This window comes from Lentisphaera profundi (genome assembly GCF_028728065.1).
GTDB classification, from domain to species: domain Bacteria; phylum Verrucomicrobiota; class Lentisphaeria; order Lentisphaerales; family Lentisphaeraceae; genus Lentisphaera; species Lentisphaera profundi.
Map to the genome: position 1 here is coordinate 325,552 of NZ_CP117811.1, position 21,518 is coordinate 347,069.

22 protein-coding genes are annotated in these 21,518 nt (G+C 41.5%); 2 read left to right on the top strand and 20 right to left on the bottom strand.

From position 1 onward, the window contains the following. Positions 1 to 26: 26 nt before the first annotated feature. The 5 genes from ftsH to PQO03_RS01215 all read right to left on the bottom strand — a co-directional run bounded on the left by ftsH (position 27) and on the right by PQO03_RS01215 (position 6,100). Positions 27 to 2,117 (bottom strand): ATP-dependent zinc metalloprotease FtsH, encoded by a 2,091-nt coding sequence (ftsH, locus tag PQO03_RS01195; RefSeq protein WP_274150647.1) that lies wholly within the window; start codon positions 2,115 to 2,117, stop codon positions 27 to 29. 9 nt (positions 2,118 to 2,126) lie between these two features. Further along, complete coding sequence (locus PQO03_RS01200; protein ID WP_274150648.1) at positions 2,127 to 2,633, bottom strand: FHA domain-containing protein; 507 nt, start codon at positions 2,631 to 2,633, stop codon at positions 2,127 to 2,129. Between the two features lie 90 nt (positions 2,634 to 2,723). Next, complete coding sequence (locus tag PQO03_RS01205) at positions 2,724 to 5,009, bottom strand: tetratricopeptide repeat protein (RefSeq protein ID WP_274150649.1); 2,286 nt, start codon at positions 5,007 to 5,009, stop codon at positions 2,724 to 2,726. Beyond that, a complete protein-coding gene (locus PQO03_RS01210) occupies positions 5,006 to 5,422 on the bottom strand; it encodes an ExbD/TolR family protein (RefSeq protein ID WP_274150650.1) in 417 nt (138 codons plus the stop codon). The genes PQO03_RS01205 and PQO03_RS01210 overlap by 4 nt, the downstream gene beginning before the upstream one ends. 3 nt (positions 5,423 to 5,425) lie before the next feature. After that, positions 5,426 to 6,100: a MotA/TolQ/ExbB proton channel family protein gene (locus PQO03_RS01215; RefSeq protein WP_274150651.1), complete on the bottom strand. Its 675-nt coding sequence runs from the start codon at positions 6,098 to 6,100 to the stop codon at positions 5,426 to 5,428. A gap of 112 nt (positions 6,101 to 6,212) precedes the next feature. Between PQO03_RS01215 and dapF the strand changes: the two genes are divergently transcribed. After that, complete coding sequence (gene dapF, locus PQO03_RS01220; RefSeq protein ID WP_274150652.1) at positions 6,213 to 7,052, top strand: diaminopimelate epimerase; 840 nt, start codon at positions 6,213 to 6,215, stop codon at positions 7,050 to 7,052. Next, positions 7,052 to 7,765 carry a carboxy-S-adenosyl-L-methionine synthase CmoA gene (gene cmoA / locus PQO03_RS01225; protein WP_274150653.1) on the top strand — a complete coding sequence of 238 codons (714 nt, stop codon included), beginning with the start codon at positions 7,052 to 7,054 and terminating at the stop codon, positions 7,763 to 7,765. The genes dapF and cmoA overlap by 1 nt, the downstream gene beginning before the upstream one ends. Position 7,766: 1 nt before the next feature. On the opposite strand, the gene PQO03_RS01230 is transcribed toward cmoA, so the two are convergent. The 15 genes from PQO03_RS01230 to nrfD all read right to left on the bottom strand — a co-directional run bounded on the left by PQO03_RS01230 (position 7,767) and on the right by nrfD (position 21,512). Continuing rightward, positions 7,767 to 8,462 carry a lipopolysaccharide kinase InaA family protein gene (locus tag PQO03_RS01230; protein ID WP_274150654.1) on the bottom strand — a complete coding sequence of 232 codons (696 nt, stop codon included), beginning with the start codon at positions 8,460 to 8,462 and terminating at the stop codon, positions 7,767 to 7,769. A 73-nt stretch (positions 8,463 to 8,535) separates the two neighbouring features. After that, the gene (locus PQO03_RS01235) at positions 8,536 to 8,859 is read right to left on the bottom strand and encodes a DUF3392 family protein (protein ID WP_274150655.1); all 324 of its coding nucleotides are present in this window, start codon (positions 8,857 to 8,859) and stop codon (positions 8,536 to 8,538) included. 326 nt (positions 8,860 to 9,185) lie between these two features. Further along, a complete protein-coding gene (locus PQO03_RS01240) occupies positions 9,186 to 10,733 on the bottom strand; it encodes a sulfatase-like hydrolase/transferase (protein ID WP_274150656.1) in 1,548 nt (515 codons plus the stop codon). A gap of 135 nt (positions 10,734 to 10,868) precedes the next feature. Further along, the gene (locus tag PQO03_RS01245; protein WP_274150657.1) at positions 10,869 to 11,462 is read right to left on the bottom strand and encodes a type II secretion system protein; all 594 of its coding nucleotides are present in this window, start codon (positions 11,460 to 11,462) and stop codon (positions 10,869 to 10,871) included. 91 nt (positions 11,463 to 11,553) lie between these two features. Further along, positions 11,554 to 12,195, bottom strand: coding sequence for a hypothetical protein (locus tag PQO03_RS01250; protein WP_274150658.1), 642 nt, complete (start codon positions 12,193 to 12,195; stop codon positions 11,554 to 11,556). A gap of 8 nt (positions 12,196 to 12,203) precedes the next feature. Next, complete coding sequence (locus PQO03_RS01255) at positions 12,204 to 12,758, bottom strand: cytochrome C oxidase subunit IV family protein (protein ID WP_274150659.1); 555 nt, start codon at positions 12,756 to 12,758, stop codon at positions 12,204 to 12,206. 11 nt (positions 12,759 to 12,769) lie between these two features. Further along, positions 12,770 to 13,429 (bottom strand): cytochrome c oxidase subunit 3 family protein, encoded by a 660-nt coding sequence (locus PQO03_RS01260; protein WP_274150660.1) that lies wholly within the window; start codon positions 13,427 to 13,429, stop codon positions 12,770 to 12,772. A 14-nt stretch (positions 13,430 to 13,443) separates the two neighbouring features. Next, on the bottom strand, positions 13,444 to 15,066 hold the full coding sequence (locus PQO03_RS01265) for a cytochrome c oxidase subunit I (protein ID WP_274150661.1): 1,623 nt from the start codon (positions 15,064 to 15,066) through the stop codon (positions 13,444 to 13,446). A 9-nt stretch (positions 15,067 to 15,075) separates the two neighbouring features. Further along, positions 15,076 to 16,272, bottom strand: coding sequence for a cytochrome c oxidase subunit II (gene coxB, locus PQO03_RS01270; protein ID WP_274150662.1), 1,197 nt, complete (start codon positions 16,270 to 16,272; stop codon positions 15,076 to 15,078). Beyond that, on the bottom strand, positions 16,269 to 17,126 hold the full coding sequence (locus PQO03_RS01275; protein ID WP_274150663.1) for an SCO family protein: 858 nt from the start codon (positions 17,124 to 17,126) through the stop codon (positions 16,269 to 16,271). The genes coxB and PQO03_RS01275 overlap by 4 nt, the downstream gene beginning before the upstream one ends. Continuing rightward, positions 17,126 to 17,389, bottom strand: coding sequence for a hypothetical protein (locus tag PQO03_RS01280; protein ID WP_274150664.1), 264 nt, complete (start codon positions 17,387 to 17,389; stop codon positions 17,126 to 17,128). The genes PQO03_RS01275 and PQO03_RS01280 overlap by 1 nt, the downstream gene beginning before the upstream one ends. Positions 17,390 to 17,397: 8 nt before the next feature. Beyond that, positions 17,398 to 18,948 carry a hypothetical protein gene (locus tag PQO03_RS01285; RefSeq protein ID WP_274150665.1) on the bottom strand — a complete coding sequence of 517 codons (1,551 nt, stop codon included), beginning with the start codon at positions 18,946 to 18,948 and terminating at the stop codon, positions 17,398 to 17,400. Beyond that, a complete protein-coding gene (locus PQO03_RS01290) occupies positions 18,948 to 19,601 on the bottom strand; it encodes a c-type cytochrome (RefSeq protein WP_274150666.1) in 654 nt (217 codons plus the stop codon). Before PQO03_RS01290 ends, PQO03_RS01285 begins: the two co-directional genes overlap by 1 nt. After that, entirely contained in the window at positions 19,579 to 20,124 is a 546-nt protein-coding gene (locus PQO03_RS01295; RefSeq protein ID WP_274150667.1) for a DUF3341 domain-containing protein, read from the bottom strand. Before PQO03_RS01295 ends, PQO03_RS01290 begins: the two co-directional genes overlap by 23 nt. Continuing rightward, a complete protein-coding gene (gene nrfD / locus PQO03_RS01300) occupies positions 20,124 to 21,512 on the bottom strand; it encodes an NrfD/PsrC family molybdoenzyme membrane anchor subunit (protein ID WP_274150668.1) in 1,389 nt (462 codons plus the stop codon). Before nrfD ends, PQO03_RS01295 begins: the two co-directional genes overlap by 1 nt. Positions 21,513 to 21,518: the final 6 nt, after the last annotated feature.

The following is a 21,518-nucleotide window of genomic DNA, read 5'->3' on the forward strand; positions in this document are numbered from 1 at the left end:
TTGCTTCTTACGCTATAAAGTTCGCTTTAAGAATTGGAGCTAGGGTCTTGCTTAGTAGGTTTATCATCATCAGCTTGCAACTCTGGTTCTTCTTCAGATTTCTTGTCTGCAGTGTTCTCATCAGGTGTTTCATCTTCAGAGTCTTCAGGCGACGTTTCTTTTTCATCTTCAGAGTCTTCAGCCGACGTGTCTGTTGATAGAGATTGTTCGAGTTTTTTATCAAATTCATCCTCATCAGCTTCCATCATGTCTTGGAGGTCGAGAAGTTCATAGACTTCGTTAGCACTCATCGTTTCACGCTCTAGAAGTGTCTCAGAAAGAAGTTTTAGCTGATCTTGGTATTCGGTTAAGATCTTTGTGGCAACTTCATATTGAGTGTCAATGATGCTCCTAACTTCGATATCGAGTTTTTTAGCGACTTCTTCAGAGTAATCATTTTTCATTGAGTACTCGCCATCGCCACTGCTATAATGAATGAATCCCATTTCACCCATGCCCCAATCGCGAACCATGCGGCGAGCTAAATTAGTGGCTTGTTGAATGTCGCCTGAGGCACCATTAGTGATGTCACCAAAAGTAAGTTTTTCAGCAACTTGGCCACCCATAGTAGTTGCGATCTCCGCAAGTAACTCTGTGCGAGTTGTAGTGTAGCGGTTATCTTCAGGGAAGTACATGGTGGCGCCCAGGTAAGCATTGCCACGTGGCATGATAGTTACTTTGTGGAGTTTATTCATGCTTCCAGCATAAAGGCTGACAAGTGTATGTCCTGCTTCGTGGTAGGCAGTGAGTCTGAGTTCGCGTTGTGACATTTTCATCGAGCGTCTTTCTTTACCCCAGCGAACTTTGTCACGTGCTTCTTCCATGTCAGCATGTTCAATGGCTTTTTTCCCAAGGCGAGCGGCGATTAATGCACCTTCGTTAATAACGTTTGCCAAATCGGCGCCAGAGTAACCAGGAGTTCCACGAGCAATGAGCTTGAGATTAACATTTTTGCCAAGTTTAACTTTTTTGGCGTGAACTTTTAAAATCTCAAGACGGCCACCCAGGTCAGGGACATCGACATTGATTCGACGATCAAAACGGCCTGGACGTAAGAGTGCTTTATCGAGTACATCAGCGCGATTTGTTGCAGCGATTAAGATGACACCATTTTGGTTTTCAAAACCGTCCATCTCTACTAATAAGGCATTGAGTGTTTGTTCACGTTCGTCGTTGCCACCACCTGTACCGCCTGAGTTACGAGCACGACCAACAGCGTCGATCTCATCAATAAATAAGATACAAGGCTGGTGTTTTTTGGCTTGTTCGAATAAGTCGCGAACTCGGCTAGCGCCAACACCAACAAACATCTCTACAAAGTCAGAACCACTCATAGAGAAAAACGGTACGCCGGCTTCGCCAGCAATTGCACGAGCAAGAAGAGTTTTACCTGTACCTGGAGGGCCAACCATTAAGCAACCTTTAGGGAGGCGTCCGCCGAGGTTACGGTATTTTGCAGGATCCTTTAGAAAATCTACGATTTCTTCAACTTCTTCGCGTGCTTCGGAAACACCCGCGACATCAGCAAAAGTGACTTGTTCAGAGCTTGGAGAAAACATTTTGGCTTTGCTTTTGCCAAATTGCATAGCGCCACGGCCAGCGTTTTTGAGCTGTCGAGCAAATAGGAAATAGAAGAGCGCAACAATGATAATGAGCGGCAGTATAAAACTGATAATCTCACTAAAAACCGCACTTTTCTTTTTGTTGCCATAAGGGATTTTGTGAGCTCTTAGGGCTTCGAGTGCAGGCTCAGGGATTAATATATTAACTGTGCGAGTTTTATTTTCGTCAGTTACCGTTTTTCCATCTTGCTTTAGGGTAATGTTGAAATCAACAGCGTGGCTTAGTCCTTTGTCATAGTGAACGACAACTTCTTTGATTTTGTCGGTCTCTAAAAGCTCATAAAATTTTGATTCTTGAATGGAATCTTTGACTTCGCTTTTGTCTTGTTGATAAATGAGTAAGAGGGGGATGGAGACTAAAATGACAATCCATAACCATCCTGCCATGCCTTTCTTTGGTTCGTTTTCTCCGTTATTAAGGGGACGTTTTTGTCCGCCTTTATCTTTGTCGGCCATTAGAAGTCCTTAGGCTAGCTTTTTAACGAGAAAGAAAATAACAACGCCAAGTACGACGACGAGAGCGGCGATAATTCCAATGATAACTTTGCTAGTGCCTTTACCTGAAGTAGAAGCATCCATTCCGCCAGAGATATTTTTCAATTCGCTGGGATCAAATGCTCCACCGATATCGTCTAAACTAATAGCTGTTTGTGTGGTAATTGCGGTAGTATTACCTTTTTCTTCACAGTCAAAGAGTAATTCGATGCCACCAACTTGAAGGATGTCACTATTATTTAAGACTTGCTCAGTGATACGGATGCCGTTTATACGAGTGCCGTTTGTGCTTCCTTTGTCACGTGCAGTATAAATTTCGCCGTTACGTTCGATTTCAGCATGGTAAGAACTGATTGTTCCATCTGGTATACAGATTTCTCTGTCATCAGTACGGCCAATAGTGTACATGTTTCCGGTGAGCTCAAAGTTTTTGCCACGCATGATTTCTGAGAGGACAATAATTTTAGGTGTTGCCATAATAACCTTTTAGTCAAATGAAATTATTTATAAGATATAAGCAAATATAGGGTGATTTGTATGTTCTGCAATAAAAAACACAAAAAGCTACTAATTAGTAAGGTTTTTTGAGATGAAATTTGCAACATTTGTCTTCTTACTATGTACTGGGAAGCGTTTTTTAAGCTCCTTAGTCAATTTCACAGCATCATCCATGCGTTTTAATTTCACAGCAGATTGGATGGCAAGAAATAGGCTTTGGGAAGAATATTGGTAGTCATTGAACAAGATATAGGCTCTGCTAGAGCTTTTCCAGCACTGCTCGTATTGGCCTTTAAGGAATTTGTAATAGGCTTTAGTGTAGAGGTATCGTGGCAGGTCACCGCTGTGCCATTGATCAATATTTTTGATCGTTTCTATCGTACGATTAGCTTTGTCTAGTTTATCTTCCTTGATCCAAATCAAGGCCTCTATCGAGTTGTAGGCACAGAGTTCTTTGGCGTCTAGTTTATCCGTATCAATATTGCTTAGGTTTTCTTTGCTTGAGGTATAATTTCCTTTGCGCAAGAGCACACGGGCTTTTTGCAGTGAATAGAAATTTCCTTTTGCCATGAGGCTTTCGCAGGCAATTAAACTGCTATCGAGGTGGTTTTCTAGCTCCAGTAAGCGCGAGATAGTTTGTATTTGTAGCTGAGACCAATTGAGTTCTTGGTTGAGCTTTTGAGTAAAAATCACTTTATATACTTCAGCCGCTTTCGCATTTTTCTCTTGGATTTGATAAGTCGCTGCAAGTAGACTTAGGTTTTGGGCTAGTAGTGCAGGCGTCAGGATGAGTGAGGAGGCTTTTTCTAGAGATGAGCTAGCCTCATTTAATTGTTTTGTTAGGTAAAAGCACCTTCCTTGGAGCATGTATAAAAGGCCTTGGTTTTCATTCTCCGGGAACTGATTTAAAGCGATCAGGATGAGTTTGTGAGCTTTATCCCATTTTTGTTTACTAATGTTGACTTCGATTTCTAAAGAAGTTTTTTTGAATTTTTGTGTATCAGTCGCTTGGATTCTGACAAGGACTTCTTCAGCTTTATCGTAGTTTTTAGCAAGTAAATAGTTTTCGACTGCTTGAAAAGCCGCCGTATTTTTTTTCTCGTCTTGTGATAGGCGTGATAGCTTTAGCCATATTGCAGCGCTTTCATTAAAGCGTTTTTCTCTTGCGAGAGTTTGAGCTAAGAGTTGATGTGCGGCGTGAGTATTAGGCCAAGTTGGTAGGTAGACCTTTAGGGCAATGTTGAGTTCTTCAATCGCAAGCAGAGCTGTGTTTTTCTCTAGTGCCAGGAGACTATTTTTATAGTGTATTTCGGCACTAAGTGACGATTTCGGATGAGATGCATCAAAAAGTTTAGATTGCTCAAGTGCTTTTGTGAGGTCCTTTAATTGTATGTGACTATAAATTAAATAGGCAAAAGCTTTTGGGGCTTCATCGAATTGAGCTAATACAGAGCATTGCTCAAAAAACTTTATGGCTTGTTTATAGAAACCCAATTGGTAGTAGCAGATTCCAAAGGCGTAATTAATCCAAGGTTTTTGTTCTGCGGTGGGATTTGATATCAAGGAAAGTTCGCCACGAGCCTGATCATACTTTTTAGCTCTGATTAAGGCCAGGACATATTGGATAGCTAAATCGTTTATCTCTGGAGTGTTGGGGTCGGTGTTTTTAAGTGTCGTGTAAGCTTTGATTAGTTCAGCATCACGTTCTTGTGTAGCCAATAGCTTGATGAGTAATATATATGCTTGGCTTTTTAAGGGGTGTGCTTTTTCCATTTCGGTTAAAGCTAAGAGATGCTTTTCTGCTGTAGTATAGAGCTGTTGTTCAAGGCATAGAGATGCGAGTGCATAATGGGCATAGATACGTACTTCTTTTTCTTCGGCCTTACCTTTACCGCTTAAGGCAGTGAAGATAGTGATTGCATCTTGGTTTTTTCCGAGTTCTAAAAGGAGCCTGCCGTATTCATATAGAATATGTTCATGATGAATTGATTCGAGTTTCAGCATTTCTTTATAGAGCTCTTCGGCCTCGTCGTGTTTTTTAGCCTGGACGAGTAGGGCGGCTTTTTTGAGTTGAACCACAATTCTTGAATTGATATCAGTTTCAAAATCAATGTAGAGGTTGATGTATTCTTCGGGGTTTTGATTTGTTTGCTCGTAACAATCAATTAAGCGAAGAAGAGCATTTTTCTCAATTTGAGTGCCACCACCTGTAAGCAGTCCTTGGTATTCTTCTGCGGCATCCTGGTAAAAGCCACGTTTATAAAGTCCTTCGGCGAAACTCCATTGTTGACTAAGGTCGTTTTGAGCAAAAATATTGAGACCTACTAGCAATAAAGTTAGGAGGGCTTTATTCATTCACTTTCTCCAAGTGTTGCAATGCGGACATTTTCGATCGAGTGATTTTTACAGAGGTCAAAGACTTTGACATAGTTTGAAAATGCTGAATCTCCATCACAACGAATGATAACTGGTTGACCTGTATAGTAAGATGAGATATCAGCTAAAATCGTATCAATTTCGCTAATGCTTTTCTCGCTATTGTTAATACTAAATTTTCCGTCTTTATCAACGTTGATAATAACTTCCCCTGGATAACGTGAATTATCTTCGCCACTAGCGGCTTTAGGAACAATAATGGAGATATTACGCTCAAATTGCGAGTAAACGGAGGCAACCATGAAAAATATCAAAGTTAGAAAAAAGATATCTATCATGGGGGCGAGTTGTGGCCCTTCGTTATCGCTAGCAGAAGGTCGTTTGAATTTCATTTTTTAAGCCTTTTTCATGAAGCGGCGTAAAACTCTAGCACTTTTTTGTTCAAGGATATCAGTGAGATGCCCTGCGCGTTGACGAAGTAAAGAGTGACAAAACATGGCAATGAGACCTACGATGAGGCCGGCGGCTGTTGTTACCATGGCTTGTGCGATACCATCGGCTAAGGCGATAGGTTTTACGGCACCAAAATCTTGTTTCAGACCAGAGAAAGCTTGCATCATACCGAGTACAGTACCGAGTAAACCAATCATAGGAGCAATTTTAGCAATGTCACCTACGTAGGAAAGTTTGTGGTGGATGATTCCGATTTGGTGTGAGCCTTCGCTTTCGGCGGCATCTTTGATCATGTCATAACTTGAAGCCTGATCAGCGTGCATTTGTTCAGCGGCAGCACCAATTATCGCGCCGGCAGGGCTTTCGGACTTTTTGCAGAGTTGCGAGAGCGCTTCCATATCACCTTTTTCTGTAAGTGAGGCAGCTTCGCTTATGAAGCTATTTGGGATCAGGACTTGTTCGCGTAAGGTCATGAACAGCAATGCGACGATGGCTATAAGGAAAACAGATAAGGCAACTAATACTAATAAGACTAATCCTCCCTGGGCAAATATTTCTTTAAAGCTAGATGAGTTTTGTGCGGCTTCCGCATAAGTGAGAAGAGTAGAAAAAAGCATAAAGTGCTCCGTGGCTAGGTTTCAAATTTTTTATAGTATATTCCGGCTTTTGAAAATATCTCTATAGGGCTTAAGTTTAGATGAAAATAAGAAAAAATTTAACAAGGAAATAATGATGAATTCATTCGCTTTTACAAAAATGCACGGCTGTGGCAATGATTTTATAGTGATAAACTCATTTACCGAAAGCTTGCCAAGTGATTTGTCGAGCCTAGCTCAAACAATGTGTCAACGACGCTTCTCTGTTGGAGCAGATCAATTTATCATTTTAGGCAAAGCGGAATCGAGAGAAGCGAATTTTCGCATGGATATATTGAATGCCGATGGCTCAAAAGTTGAGATGTGTGGAAATGCACTTCGTTGTGCAGCAATTTATGCGAGACGCGAAAAGTTAGTTGCTAGCGATGAAATAAAAATCGAAACGATGACGGGTATATCCATTGCTCAAATTCTTGATAATGGCGATGTGCGCATTGCGGTAGCGATCCCCTCGACGAGTATTGAAGATCTAGCTTTAAATAGCGAACACCCACTTTTCGGGACACCGATCACAGCAGGTCAGTATACATTTCCAATGACGGGTGTGTCTGTAGGCAATCCCCATGCAGTTACTTATGTAGATGAATTAGAATTACTGGATCTATCCATAATTGGACCTTTGTTTGAGCATCATGAGATTTTCAAAAACCGGGCAAATATTGAATTTGTTCAGTTGGTGGATGATCACCATGTCAAAATGCGAGTATGGGAACGTGGCACTGGAGAGACGTTAGCATGTGGGTCCGGCGCTTGTGCAGTGGGAGTGGCCAGTATTCTTCACGGTGTCACACATAGTCCGATAGTCGTGGCTTTAAAAGGCGGTGACTTAACAATTGAATGGGCAGGTCGTGGTACTCCAGTTTACATGTCGGGATCCGCTACTTTCGTTTTTGATGCAAACTGGACTTATTAATGCAAGATGAAGTCTTTTTAAAGTCAACAGCAAAAGGTGGCTTCCGCTTCAATAAAGAAGTCGCTGATGTCTTTGATGATATGATTAGTCGGTCAGTGCCTATGTATCCAGAGATTACTCGTCTATGTGCGCGTTTTGCGGCTTCCGCAGCTTTAGAGGGGACGCGGGTATACGACCTGGGTTGTTCCACCGCAAGTACTTTACTTGAGGTGAATAAATATTTGAAAGGTAAAGATGTCGGCTTAGTCGGTTGTGATCCATCGGAAGATATGTTAGCCAAAGCGAAGGATAAAGTGGCGGCTTATAAAAATTTCACTTTGAAACAGGAGAATGCCCAAGAGGCAGATCTTGAGAATGCCTCGGTTGTCATTATGAATTTCACTTTACAGTTTATTCCCAGGGCCGAACGGCCAATGATCTTGAAGAAAATCGCACAAGCTTTGCCTGTGGGTGGAGTTTTTGTGTTTTCAGAAAAAATAGCCACAGATTTACCAGAAAAACTCGATGGCTTAGTGTTGGATCTCTATGACGAATATAAGCAATTTAATGGTTATGCAGATAGTGAAATTGCCAATAAGCGCAAAGCACTAGAGAATGTATTGATTCCCGATTCTCATGCTTGGCATCAACGAGCCTTAGCAGAAGCGGGCTTTGCGGGCTCCGCAATTATTGCTAATTGGCTCAATTTCTCTTGTATGATGGCCTGGAAATAAATTAAGGATTGTGACTTAAATAATTCTCGAGAGACTCACTTTTTTCATTTTCATGCAAGTAGCCTTTGACTAAGGGAGTAATGAGTGATTGACGATCGAGGCCTTTGAGCTTCAGTAGTCGGCGTAAATCATCGCGTTTGGAGTTCTTGTTAAAGGAAGCTTCGCGAACTTTTTCCAAATCAATAAAGGCCCCCTCATAAGTGTTGGAAGTTTTTTTCAGGAAAAGGTGTTTTGGATGTAAGCATCGATGAACCAAATTGGCATCGTGCATTTGACGAATGAGTTCCCCACTTTTCTTGAGTAAGCTTTCGTGCTCGCTTACTGGAGAAGTACGGAGTAAATCATCGAGAGGAGTATAACCCTCGAGATTTTTGGTGATAAGGATAGCTTGATCCTTCCCATTGAATTTGCGTTTCTCAAAAAAAATGGCTTCCACAACGGGGACTTGACGAGCCTGAAATTTTTGGATATTTATATATTCTAAGTCAAAAGTTAATCGGCCTTTTAGCGGATTCAGTAAAGTTTTTTTGTAGTGGTTTTCCTGTCTTTTAACAAAGAACCTCTCGGTTTTTCCGTCAGTGTCTACATGATCATAAATATAAACACCACTCCAGCCACCGCGACGTTTGTTGGGTTCTTCAACTGCGGGTAGTTCCATGTTCCAAATACTATCGAAATCTGTAAATAAGTTTTTCAAAATAATCCTTGCTTTTGACTAATAAATATACTTACAATTAAGTGAAGATATTACAAATATCAGTGTCATGATTTTAGATATGTTTATGCCGCTCTGCAATGATTCCTACGGTGACGAAACCAGTAAGCAATACGAGTAGGAGATAGTTTTGCGGGATTCGCAAATAAAGTAAGGAAATGATTTTCGCGATAAAAATGGTGAGGAATCCAATGAGGAAGGCGTTGATTCCAATGAATCCACCTAGGCGTAGAAAAAAGGATTGTTTGCGGAGGGCTTTACTCACTTTACGCGATAATAAGTCCCCGTAGATAACTAATAATCCTGTGATTTGAGCAATCGTAATCGTGAGGATATACTCTTGAAGCCAGTTGTTGATATTATTCCAAAAATCTTGCATATCTTCTTTATTAAATGTTATTTTGCTGACAGTAATTCCAATTACAAAGCTATGAAATGTGTTAAGGTGTATAATAGAGCGGAATTTGTAAGAAATCTTGAGTTAAAGGCATAAACGTTTATGAAACCGTCAATTTTAGTCAAAGATAAGCTAAAAAAATTGATCTATCGTCACAGTACCCTGAAATGAAAAGCTCGCTTATGAAAAAACTTGATGCGTGGAAAAATACACATGCAGAACCTCTTTGGAGCTCGGGATTTAAAGAGAAAAAAAACCATTGATGCTAATATCAATGGCTTGAGAGATCATCTAGATGAAATTGTTATTTATTGACGAATTTTACGTCGTGAATTTCTATCTGTTGGGGGATTTTGATTGAACTTAGCGACATCCACTTTTTTTCCTTTCGTGTGACGAAGGCGGTTCCAGGGGCCACCCCACCATTCATTATCGGGGAGATCATTATCCCAAGCATCAAATTCGTCCTGTAGTTGTTGAGCGAGTTCAGGGTGCTGACGAATTACGTTTTTCTTTTCTGCAGGATCATCTTTAATATTAAATAGTGTGATCGTTAAAGGGCCATGGGAATCGTTCCATTGAAGTTTCCAGTCGCCTTTGCGAATAGCGTAATCAGTATCACGTCGCCAAAACAGAGTTTTGTGTGGTTCTTTGTCTCCTTTACTTCCTTGGATAAAGGGAAGGATATCGACGCCGTCGTAAGCAAAGCCTTTAAGTGGTTTTTTATCATTGCCACCAGCGGCTTTAACTAAAGTCGGTTGTAGATCTAAGGCAGATATGGGGTGGTCATAGTTTGATTGTGCTTTGATTTTCCCAGGCCACTTTATGCAAAAAGGCACACGAATACCGCCTTCATAAGTATCGCCTTTATAACCTCGAAAAATCCCAGTGGATGACATGGTGAATCCACCTCGATGACGAGTGGAGTCTTTTTTGACTCTATCAATGCCTTGTCCTTGGGGTGAGCCATTATCTGTTAGGAAGATGACGATGGTGTTATCATCAATGCCTTTTTCTTTAAGCTTATCCATGACTTTGCCAATGCCTTCATCCATGGCGTAGACCATAGAAGCAAATACGTGGTAGTTTTCGTCGTCGGAGAGATGTTTAGTTTTATCAAGAGCATGCTGAGTCGTTTGCCAAGGGTGATGAACGGCGTTGTAAGCTAGATAAAGGAAGAAAGGTTTTTCAGCATTGCGATCAATGAAGTTTACTGCTTCATGAGTGAAGAGATCGGTGAGGTAGTTTTTATCAACTACTTTTGCATCTTTATCTTTAAAAACATCCAGAAATTCGGCTTTGTTTGCGGGTTCCATTTCTTCGTTGCGAAATATTGGCCAGCGTGATTTATTTTTAGCAAATTCTTGTGTCCACTCAGTATAATCATGGGAACCATTGATGAAACCATAGAAGAAATCGTAGCCGCGTTGATTTGGGCGTAAACTTAAGTCAAAGCCCATGTGCCATTTGCCGATCATACCATTGGTATAACCTAGGGCTTTGAGTTCTTCCGAAATCATTGATTGACTGGTAGGTAAGCCCGCCAAGGGAAATTTCATTTTGTCTGGGAAGCCTGCACCATTGGGGTTCTCGCCACAGCCAAAGCGCTGTTGATAAACTCCAGTAAGCAAACCAGATCGTGAAGGACCACAAACAGAGGCACTGACATAAGCTTGAGAGAATTGGACTCCTTGCTCGGCAATGGAATCAATATGCGGCGTGAGTATGCGTTTATTGCCGTGGTAGCCAACATCATCATGACCCATGTCGTCGGCGACAATAAGTACGATATTGGGCTGCTTATTAGCCAGTAAAGAACTTGTTAAAAATACTAATAGCGAAAGAACTAGCTTCATCTGTTTAAACTCCTGTAGTTATTTAGTAGTCATACGCATACGGCAAAGGAAGAATGACAGCTTTGTCAAAAATAATGTGACCAGTGCAAAAAAAAGCTCCCATTAAGGGAGCTAGAGAAATCAATGCATCAAGAATTAGTCATTTTTGAAATCGTAACGAGTCGATTTATTAGCGTTAGTCAAATCACTACTACTAAATACAAAAGATGTAATTGAGCCACCAACATTAACAAAAGGAAAGGTATTATCTGTGCCGTGCCACTGGTCAGATATTGAGCTTTGATTATATACTTCCTTAGAGACAAATAAGCTCATGGTATTAGGACGTTTAACTTTTGAAAGTTTTAAGCCCTTGGTTCCACCAGTAGCATTTAAATCGAAATCGAAATCTCCACTCCCGTCGTCATAGGCAGAAGCACGATACGATTCGTCATCACTTGGGTTACTGGGACAAACGTTAACATTATCAAAAGAATTGCCAAGGTAGGTTGAAATCGGGTTACCTGAGGTTGCCACCCATTGATCACCTGTCTCAGATGGGAAATAATTTTTATTATCTTTGAGGTAGACACTTACTGCAGTAGATAATTGCTTGAGGTTACCTTTGCATTCAGTGAGTTCACCCTGGCGCATGCCTTTGATGACTGCAGGGACACCAATGCCGAATAAGATGATGATGACGGCGACAACAACAAGTAGTTCGGTCATTGTAAAGTGATTTTTTTTCATAAAGACTCCGTTTAATAATCAATTGAGTTTAACTCAATTTACTAAGAGATGCAAATTATAAAGTGCTTTGAGAAGATGACTAACTAGAAGCTTAGTACATTTTTGAGGTGTTAACTGGACGCGCTTTGTCAATATGACCTTTGATAACACGCTCCCTGAATTTATCTAATTCAGGTTTGAGAAAAGATTTCCATAGCTCAGTTTGTTCGAGCTTATCTTTACTTTGCCATTGCTCATAGAGTTCTTGGGGAGGGATGATGGGGTAGGCTTTACCATATTGACCACGTTCATCACTCAGAGTTAATAAAAACCAGAAGCGCATAAGCTTTTTGAATTTCTTACCTTTGCGTTGGTGATGAGTGAGTTCAATATTGTTGTAATAAATTACTCTTGGACGAATGAAGAAGCCAAGAAAGCCTTTCGGTGAGGCAACATCATGACCCGTCGTAATATTAATTTCATCTGCAGGTGGAGCAAAAGGGAAAATTAAAACGTGCTGTAAATCAACACGGGGTTGATCCATCCAGGTGACTTGAACTAAGGTTTGATCCTCAGTGGGTGCTTGAACAGTGGAGAAAACTGCAGGATTATACTTATTGATCACAATAGTGATAATGGGTGTAAGGGCAGAAATTGCGATGAGTGCAAAGATTAATTTTAAGCCTGTACCACGCTTATAAGCAGAAGAGGGGAGCGATTGCTCCCCTGCTTTATCTGTAAGATTGTCGCTCACTATAGAATCTAGTGTTTGGCCTCGGGGGCCTTTTCTTCAGATTTATCAACTTCAGGAACTTTCTCATCAGCCGTATCTGCTACAGGATGATCCGTAGCATGCTCAAGAGAATGACCGTGGATATCATAGCCAGTAGAAGCGGGTACAAAGTAGGGCTTATGAGGTATTTCAGTTAAGGACTTAAAGCGCTCAGGCATACCCTCTCGAAGATAAACCTTGTCATCACGAGTCAAAGTATCTGCCAAAGTAAAGAGGAAGAAAAGTGATAAGAAGAAAATACCAGACATGAAAACCGCTCTATTGAGGGGCTTGTCGTAGTGTAAATGCATGAAGAATCCGCAAACTAGTGCTGCTTTGGTAAAAGCAATTGCCAAGGCAATGATAATCGCAATAGTCGGTGTGATTTGCATCTTGGTAAAATGGTAGATTACTTCCGGCATGAACTTTGCCGTCCATATTGTGAGTGCAGTAAGTCCAAATAGTGCAGAACCTACAGCTACGTACATAATCATAGGAAGTACGTGAGGCTTGTGGTCACTTTCAGGTCCGTGATGGTCGCTCATGATTCGTATCCTTATTTAGTGAGGTAAAGTAATGGGAAGAGGAAGATCCAGATAAGGTCGACTAAATGCCAGTAGAGGCCAACCATTTCAACTGGAGTGTAGTAAGCTTCGTAGAATTCACCTTTAGCGGTTCTCCAGGAAACCCAAAGAATAGCAATGAGGCCGAGAATAACGTGAAGGACGTGAGTCGCTGTGGCCATGAAGTAAATACTAAAGTAAAGATGCTCATTACTCATGTGATCTCCCATAAAGGAGAAAAATCCACCAGGGAAAATCCCGAGTTCAAACTTATGATGGTATTCAAAGTATTTAACGACTAAGAAACCCATGCCACATAAAACGGTGATGAGCATTAGTGCCAAGGCTCTACCTTTTTTATTGAGTTGAACATCTCTGATGGCAACAGCCATTGTAACAGAAGACGTAATTAGAATAACTGTATTAACGGCACCCATTTTCCAGTCGAGCTTTTCAGCACCACTTTCAAAAGTTTCTGGGTACCAAGTACGGAACACTACATAGGCAACAAAAATACCGCCAAAGAGCATAAATTCCGTGAGAAGAAATAACCACATGCCTAGTTTGCATGAGTCGAATTCCTGATCCGCGTTAGAAAAGTGATGCGAAACGAAACGCGGGATAAATTTACTTGTATCTACTTTAGAGCTCATCTTATAGTCCTTTATTAATCGTACTCGTAGGGAGCTTTTTTCATTACGGGAACATCCTCAGAGAAGTTTTCAAGGATAGGTGGAGACTGAGTTTCCCAGTCCATTGTAGTAGCGCCCCAAGGATTGTTTGGAGCCTTACGATCACTGAAGAGTGAAGCGAGAAGATTACTGAAAAGTATAAGTACACCGAAACCTAGGATAAAAGCACCAATAGAACTAAAGCCGTGCATTTGGCTCCAGAGTTCATTGCTTGAATCATAAGTGAAGTAACGACGTGGCATGCCCGTGTAACCGAGGAAGAATTGAGAGAAGAAAGTTACGTTGAAGCCAATGAAAACAATAAGGCAAGCAATCTTAGCTACAGTTTCGTTATACATTTTCCCAACCATTTTTGGCCAGTAAAAGTGAAGGCCAGCGAAGAAGGCAATTACCGTACCACCAAACATTACGTAGTGGAAGTGAGCTACAACATAATAAGTATCGTGAAGAACGATATCAGTAGAAAGTGTAGCAAGTGGTAACCCTGTTAATCCACCAATGGTGAAGAGGAAAAGGAATGAAAGCGCATAACACATAGGAGCTTCGAAAGTAATGGAAGCTCTATGGAGAGTGGCAACCCAGTTAAATACTTTAATCGCGGAAGGAATCGCTACGAGGAAAGTTAAGAAAGAGAAAACTAAACCAGCGTATACTGATTGACCTGAAAGGAACATGTGGTGACCCCATACTAAGAATGAGATAACCGCAATCGCGATAGATGAGTTAGCAATAGCTTTATAACCAAAGATAACTTTGCGTGAGAAGCAGGAGATGACTTCTGAGATGATACCCATGCCAGGAAGGATCATGATATATACAGCAGGGTGAGAGTAGAACCAAAAGAAATGCTGGAAGAGTACGGGGTCACCACCAAGTGCAGGATCAAAAATACCAACTTGGAGAGTTCTTTCTGCAATGAGAAGCATTAGTGTGATACCAAGAACTGGAGTAGCAAGAACCTGTAAGATGGAAGTCGCATAGAGGGCCCATAGGAGAAGTGGCATTTTGTACCAGCTCATTCCTGGAGCACGCAACTTGTGAATCGTTACAATAAAGTTAATACCTGTGAAGATTGAGGAGAAACCTAAAACAAAGGCAGCAAAGGTCATGGTGATTACTGCGCCCGCCGTTTCTTTCGAATAGGGCAGATAGAAAGTCCATCCAGTTGTAAGTGGAGTTTCGCCACCAACAATACCGTAGAGCGCAATAGATGCCCCGATTACATAAAGATAGAAACTCGCAAGATTCATTCTCGGGAAGGCTACATCCTTAGCGCCTACCATGAGTGGAAGGATAAAGTTACCAATAGCGGCAGGAATAGCAGGGATAATGAATAAGAATACCATGATTACACCATGCAGAGTGAACCACATGTTGTAAGTGTCTTTGTATTCAGGAGTCATTGGCAACATGCCACCTGGGGTAGCGAGTTGTGCACGAATCATAAGGGCGAAAGCACCGCCAGCAAAAAGTGCTACGCAAGATGCTACGAGGTACATAATGCCGATACGTTTGTGATCTAGGGTATAAGCCCAAGACATAAAGCCTTTTTTACAGTTGTAAAAATTGACGTCGTTTTGTTGTGTAGTTGTACTCATTATAGACTCCTATTTCTCAGCTTCTTCAGAAGGTTCTGAAGGCTTGTCTGATAATGTTTTAATAAATTCGATGAGATTTTTGATGTCTCTATCTTTGAAAGTGCCTTGAGCAGGCATCGCGGCGTAACCCTGAACGATCTTTTTAGCAGGATCATTTATAGCTTCCGATATGTACTGATGGTCTGCCATGGCTTTTGAACCATCTGTAAAAGTACGTTCCTTGCCCCAGAGACCATACCAGTTAGGACCAATGCCTTTCGGAGCATTTGGCTTAACGGCATGACAAGCCATACAATTTTTGGCCCAGAAACGTTCACCTTGTTCAGCAGGAGTTCCGCCCTCAATAGGAGTGATAGCTTCTTTGAATTTGGCATACTCTTCTTTTGAGACGACGTTCATCCAGCCGATCATGAAAGCGTGATCAGTACCACACATCTCATTACAAGTATAGTAATAAACACCTTCTTTAATGGGAGTAAACATAAATTCACGTTTTTGGCCAGGAACCGCATCGCGCTTGACGCGCATTGCAGGGATAGCGAATGAGTGAAGAACATCTTTTGAAGTGACTACCAAACGGATAGGCGTATCAACAGGTACGGTTAATATCTTAGGGCTGATAAAAGGCAAACCATCTTTTGTGAAATTTTCGGCGTTTTTGCTGTAGTAACTAAGATTATTCACTTTTGGGTCGTTCTCAAGTTTTACAATGAGCTCATTAAGCTTAGTAAGGTTCTTGGACTCTACATCTGTTAAAGCATCCTTCTTTTGCAAATTTTTACGTTCAGCTTTAGCAATTTTGAGAGGACTTAGTGCTACTGAAGATATAGACGATACAGAACCGCCGTTATCAAATTCAAACTTCCAGTTCCACATGCTACCAGTAACATAGATATCCTCTGATTGTGCGTAGGGAGCTGGCTGCATAACATTGATGAAAGTTTTATAGCCACGTACGAAAAATACTAAAATAATAGCGAGTGGAATCACAGACCAAGCAATCTCTAGAAGGAGGTTGTGTGTAATGTGTGGGGTCTTTTCGTTTTCGCTGCGTCGACGATAGCGGATCATGAAGTAAAGCATCAATCCGATGATGAGGACGAAAAAGACAACTGATAGCCAGTTGATCAGTGATCCGACACTATCCACTTCCTTTGCGTGAGCAGAGGCTGCTTCAGAGTATCTGAATATATTATCTAATTTCATAGTTTTTCCGTTTGTGTATTTTTCTTAAAAAATTCTGATTTCCATAGTACACCCAAGAAGGTGACTAAAATGATGAGCGTTAATAATCCACCAAGACTCATAACTCGCATGGCGTTTCTAACATATTTTCCCCGTTCTTTATCATACTGAAAGCAAAAAACAAGTACTCGCTCAGCAAAAGAACCAATTTTGCCTTCGCCAGCTTCTGTAATTGCAAACTTATAATCACGAGCAGGAAAAGAAATCCCATATAGGTAACGAGAGATTTTTCCATCTTCAGTTAAGATATGACTAACTGAAGGGTGGGAGTAATCTCCTTGTTCAGGGTTTTCTTTACTAGGAACCCATTTATATCTAAAACCCAAAGTATTGGTGATCTCATCTGCAACTTCTCTCGTAGTTGTGAGGAAGTGGATGCCATCACCCTTCATATCAAATTGCTTAAGGTAGTTTTCTTTACTAGCTTTTGCTAAGAGATGATTTTCTTTGGGTTCAAAAGAAATATTGAGCATTTCAAAGTGTTCACCTGGTTTCCATTCTAGTTCATTAAGAACCATGAAAGTGCCATTCATTAAAGCATTGCAGGTTCCACCGCAGGAGTAATAAACCATGTTGATCACTACGGGGCGGCCTTTTTTGAAGTATGACTTCAATGCTACTTTTTCACCTTCTTCATTAGTGATAATGAGGTCGAGGTTTAAGTGGGCACCAAAGTTTTCTTCCACATTGACTCCCTTAAGTGACTCAGGATCTTTATCAACGTTTGTTGATACGCCAACCTGAGGACCATTAATTTCGGCACTAATACTGAGTGCAAAAAGACTAAGGAAAAGGATGTAGAAGAATTTCTTCATTACTTAGTTTTACCTTGTTCTGCGAGAACTTTGTTGATGATCGCCTTTTTTGGGGCATTCGCATCACGCATTTCGTTTAACTCAGTTGTAGGTGCGAGCTCTCTTACGCTACGATTCTTTTCAGCCATCATGCTCTCGTAAGAACGAAGACCGATGATTGATACTGCGAGTAAAGCAGCTGTAGCGATAAGAATGACGTAGACGGCATTAATAGCCGGTTCATCTACTTCATTTTTAAGTGGGTATTTGCTTTCGTGACTCATAATGACCCCTATAGATTAACAAAGTTTAGTGATTCTTTGAGGCGTGGATCGCGAATAGGAATCAAGTTCTGGTTCTTAAGATTGATGAGGAACGCGGCAACGTAAAGACCCGCCATACCAAGTAAAATCAGCGCATCAGCAATGCTGGGACTGAAAGGTGTGGTGATAGGGAATGTTACGGTCGGCATAACTTGCCAGTAGAGATAAACAAATTCAGCTAGGATCAACCATACAGCGAAGAAAGTACAGATGTTCCTATTGCGCTTCATGTGACGTGACATGAAAAAAGCAAAAGGAATGAGGAAGTGACCAAAAACCACTGCATAAGTAACCGGTAACCAGCCTTCTTTGAAACGGTTGAGGAACCATATAGTTTCTTCTGGAAGATCTGCATACCAGATGATCAAAAATTGTGAAAGTGATGTGTAGGTCCAGAAAATCATGAAAGCCCACATAAGTTTACCCAGATCATGGTAGTGTTCTTGGTCAACAGCACCTTGAAGGTAGCCTTTAGCCTGAAGAACACGTATAGCGATAACAGTAGCGGCATGCGTAGTCATGATTGCCCCAGAAAAGTAAATAACACCGTAGATGGTAGAGAACCATGCGTAGTCTAAGCTCATCATCCAGTCAAAAGAAGCAAATGTGAGGGAAAGGCCGAAAAGCATTAAACCAGGAGCAGACATTTTGCCCATGAGGATAGTAGTTTGTGGATTGCCATCAGCATCTTGGCCGGTAGATTTTTTGAACATGAAGAATGCTAAGGCAATCCAAATGGCAAAATAAACACATGCACGCTTTGTGAAAGCACTCACATTTAAGTAGGAATGTTTAACATGTAAAGAATGTTCGAGGTGAGCGCGGTGACGGCCGTGAGCTAGGTCAAAACGACCGCCTACAGCATGATCATCATGGGCATGAGCATCATGAGTACTATGAGCTTCCTCTTCTTCTTCGCCTTCTACATGAATTGCTTCTGCCGCATCTTGAGATTCAGCAATTGTAGCAGCTCTCTTAACACGATTCTTTGCAGGATGTCCGCCCATAGCAGGTTTTGCGGGCGCAACTTCTCTAACTTCGCTATGGTCATCAATAGCTTTTTCAGAGTGGCCGTGGTCACTATGACTTTCTTCAGCGTGATCGCCGTGAGCATCAGTAAAGTGATAAGTATCAAGCATGAGCTCTTTTTTAAGAGTTTCAGCATCGCGATGGTCGCCCCAAGAGTAGATTTGGTCAGCGAAGATAAGAATAGGAATGAAGAGGAGGGCCATGAGCCAAATATTCTTCATGAAACCTTCTTGAACACGGCGAACCGTTACTGACCAGCCTGCGCGAGTGATATGGTTAATCATAGTGAAGCCAAGTGCACCCAAAGTAATAGCTAAGAAAAGCATGAAGCTAGTAAGGTAAGAATGCATGAACTGAGCTTTGTTCGGCTGCGTGAAGCAGGCTATTGCGATAAGCGCAAAACCAGAAACAGCAAAGATAGCAATAGCTTTGTTCCATTTAGCACCAGGAGCAACTACTGTTTTTTCGTCAAAGTTTTTACCGTGACCCATTATTTGGCCTCTTTGGAACTTAATGATTTATATTCTTCAGTTGCGGCTGCTTTTTGAAGAACACGAACGTATTCAACAATCGCCCAGCGATCTGATAGATTAGGAATTTGTACTGCATAAGGGAGCATGATTTTACTTCGGCTACCGTGTTTGATAGAGGAGTAAATAAGTCCATCTGGCATATTCACGTAATCAGCAAGGAGTAAGTTAGCCACGCCAAGGAAACCACGTTTCGCTACCATGCCAACGCCATCACCAGTAGAACCGTGACAAGGCGTACAGTAGATATCGTAACGTTGCTGACCGCGTTGTAAGTATTCTGCGTAAGATTTTGTCCAGCCAAGGCTTTTGAAATCAGGAGCAGTTTTTACAAATTCGCCACTGTCTGTTTTACCATCGCGAAGTTCAGGATCTTGTACGAGCTTGCCGTCTTTGCCATAAGGAACAGTTTCTTCTACAATTGGACGCATTGTACGACCATCTTCAAAGAAAGGACTTTCTGAAAGAGCACGGTATTTTTCTTGCGTATCCATATTTGGATTTGGATGAATCGGTGGCTTTGCTGATTCCGCACCTGGTTTACAGGAAGCGAAAAATAAAGCACCGAGACTTAAGCTAATAGTTAATGGCTTAATCATTGATGACAGTGACATCTTTGCCTCCGATTTTCTCTAAAAATTCAGTCGTTTTTTGAGTGTTATACTTAGGGTCATCAACACTGACTACAACAAAGAAACCATCATCAGTTACTTTTTTGAAAGCTTCGTGTTTGAAAACTGGGTTATAAAGTTTGGGTAATCCGTTAATGCCGATCATGCCAAATACTGCTCCGAAAGCAGAGAAGAGGATAGAGAGCTCAAACATAACTGGTATGAAGGCAACGAGACTGCCAACACCATTGGGTTTACCACCGATGATCATTGGGTAGAGATCAGCATTTGTGATAATCTGTAAGCCAGTTGCAGTCGCTAAACCAGTTAAACCACAGACGAGGATTAACCAAGGAAGTTTAGTGGGCTTGAGTCCCATAGCATCATCCATGCCATGAATAGGGAAAGGTGTATAACATTCGAATTTTTTGAAACCTTCATCACGAAGCTTTTCAGCTGCGTGGAAGATGTCTTTGGAGCTCGTGAATTCTGTAATCAAGCCCCATTCTTTTTCTTGAGTAGACATTAGTGGTGGTCTCCGTGATGTGGATCAGCTTCCGGGATACAATTCTTAACCTCAGAGATGGCAACAATTGGTAAGAAGCGGAGGAACAATAAGAGTAAAGTGAAGAATAAACCGAAGCTACCGACAAAAGTACTGATGTCCCAGATTGTAGGTGCGTAGTAATCCCAGCTTGATGGTAAGAAGTCATTACTAAGAGTCATGGTAATCACGAAACGTTCGAACCACATACCAATATTAACAAAGATTGAGATGACGAACATGAAAATAACATTTGTACGGCACCACTTGAACCAGAAGAACTGCGGTGAAATAACGTTACAGCCAATCATGATAAAGTAGGCCCAGCCATATTGACCGAAAGCACGGTTGATGAATGCATATGATTCGTATTCTACGCCTGAGTACCAAGCAATGAAGAATTCGATGGCGTATGCATAACCAACAAGCGTACCCGTAAGAAGAATGATTTTACACATGTTCTCAAGGTGGCGAATGGTGATGATGTTTTCGAGCTTATAGATATGTCGTACAACAGTCATAAGTGTAATAACCATGGCAAAACCGGAGAATACTGCGCCCGCTACAAAGTAAGGAGGGAAGATCGTCGTGTGCCAGCCAGGAAGATTTGAGACTGTAAAGTCAAATGATACGATTGTGTGTACAGAAAGTACAAGTGGAGTTGCGAGTGCCGCAAGAATTGCATAAGCTTTTTCATAACGCTGCCAATGCTTATTAGCACCTGTCCAACCTAGTGCTAAAACGCCGTAAGCGATTTTACGATACTTAGTTTTAGCGCGGTCACGCATTGTCGCTACATCTGGAATAAGTCCTACGTACCAGAAGAGGAGTGATACTGTCGCATAAGTTGATACAGCAAATACATCCCAAAGTAAGGGTGAGTGGAAGTTAGGCCACAGAGTCATTTGGTTGGGAACTGGAAAGAGCCAGTAAGCACACCAAACACGACCAATGTGAATGCCAGGAAAAACCCCCGCACAAGCGACGGCCATTAAGGTCATGGCTTCTGCGAATCGGTTCACCCCCGTTCTCCAATCTTGACGGAGAAGGAAAAGAATTGCGGAAATAAGTGTACCCGCATGGCCAATGCCAACCCAGAATACAAAGTTTACAATTGCCCAGCCCCAGTATGTTGGGTTATTGAGTCCCCAAATACCAGTGCCTTCCCAGATGAGATAAATGATAGCGGTTTTGAGTAAGCCAAGGCAACTGAGTGATGCGAGTAGGCATAGGAACCAAATTTTTGGCGTTTTACGCTCAGAGATATCACAAACTGCATGTGATACATCTTTGAAATCCATGCCACCCTGAACGAGTGGAGTTCTTTGGGCAGGATTATCAGCGTTAGGATTTAGAGTCATATCAATCATAATTAA

Coding starts and splice junctions, on each gene's coding strand:
- ftsH (WP_274150647.1), bottom strand. CDS start 2,117: ATGGCCGACAAAGATAAAGGCGGACAAAAACGTCCCCTTAATAACGGA.
- PQO03_RS01200 (WP_274150648.1), bottom strand. CDS start 2,633: ATGGCAACACCTAAAATTATTGTCCTCTCAGAAATCATGCGTGGCAAA.
- PQO03_RS01205 (WP_274150649.1), bottom strand. CDS start 5,009: ATGAATAAAGCCCTCCTAACTTTATTGCTAGTAGGTCTCAATATTTTT.
- PQO03_RS01210 (WP_274150650.1), bottom strand. CDS start 5,422: ATGAAATTCAAACGACCTTCTGCTAGCGATAACGAAGGGCCACAACTC.
- PQO03_RS01215 (WP_274150651.1), bottom strand. CDS start 6,100: ATGCTTTTTTCTACTCTTCTCACTTATGCGGAAGCCGCACAAAACTCA.
- dapF (WP_274150652.1), top strand. CDS start 6,213: ATGATGAATTCATTCGCTTTTACAAAAATGCACGGCTGTGGCAATGAT.
- cmoA (WP_274150653.1), top strand. CDS start 7,052: ATGCAAGATGAAGTCTTTTTAAAGTCAACAGCAAAAGGTGGCTTCCGC.
- PQO03_RS01235 (WP_274150655.1), bottom strand. CDS start 8,859: ATGCAAGATTTTTGGAATAATATCAACAACTGGCTTCAAGAGTATATC.
- PQO03_RS01240 (WP_274150656.1), bottom strand. CDS start 10,733: ATGAAGCTAGTTCTTTCGCTATTAGTATTTTTAACAAGTTCTTTACTG.
- PQO03_RS01245 (WP_274150657.1), bottom strand. CDS start 11,462: ATGAAAAAAAATCACTTTACAATGACCGAACTACTTGTTGTTGTCGCC.
- PQO03_RS01255 (WP_274150659.1), bottom strand. CDS start 12,758: ATGAGCGACCATCACGGACCTGAAAGTGACCACAAGCCTCACGTACTT.
- PQO03_RS01260 (WP_274150660.1), bottom strand. CDS start 13,429: ATGAGCTCTAAAGTAGATACAAGTAAATTTATCCCGCGTTTCGTTTCG.
- PQO03_RS01265 (WP_274150661.1), bottom strand. CDS start 15,066: ATGAGTACAACTACACAACAAAACGACGTCAATTTTTACAACTGTAAA.
- coxB (WP_274150662.1), bottom strand. CDS start 16,272: ATGAAATTAGATAATATATTCAGATACTCTGAAGCAGCCTCTGCTCAC.
- PQO03_RS01275 (WP_274150663.1), bottom strand. CDS start 17,126: ATGAAGAAATTCTTCTACATCCTTTTCCTTAGTCTTTTTGCACTCAGT.
- PQO03_RS01280 (WP_274150664.1), bottom strand. CDS start 17,389: ATGAGTCACGAAAGCAAATACCCACTTAAAAATGAAGTAGATGAACCG.
- PQO03_RS01285 (WP_274150665.1), bottom strand. CDS start 18,948: ATGGGTCACGGTAAAAACTTTGACGAAAAAACAGTAGTTGCTCCTGGT.
- PQO03_RS01290 (WP_274150666.1), bottom strand. CDS start 19,601: ATGTCACTGTCATCAATGATTAAGCCATTAACTATTAGCTTAAGTCTC.
- PQO03_RS01295 (WP_274150667.1), bottom strand. CDS start 20,124: ATGTCTACTCAAGAAAAAGAATGGGGCTTGATTACAGAATTCACGAGC.
- nrfD (WP_274150668.1), bottom strand. CDS start 21,512: ATGATTGATATGACTCTAAATCCTAACGCTGATAATCCTGCCCAAAGA.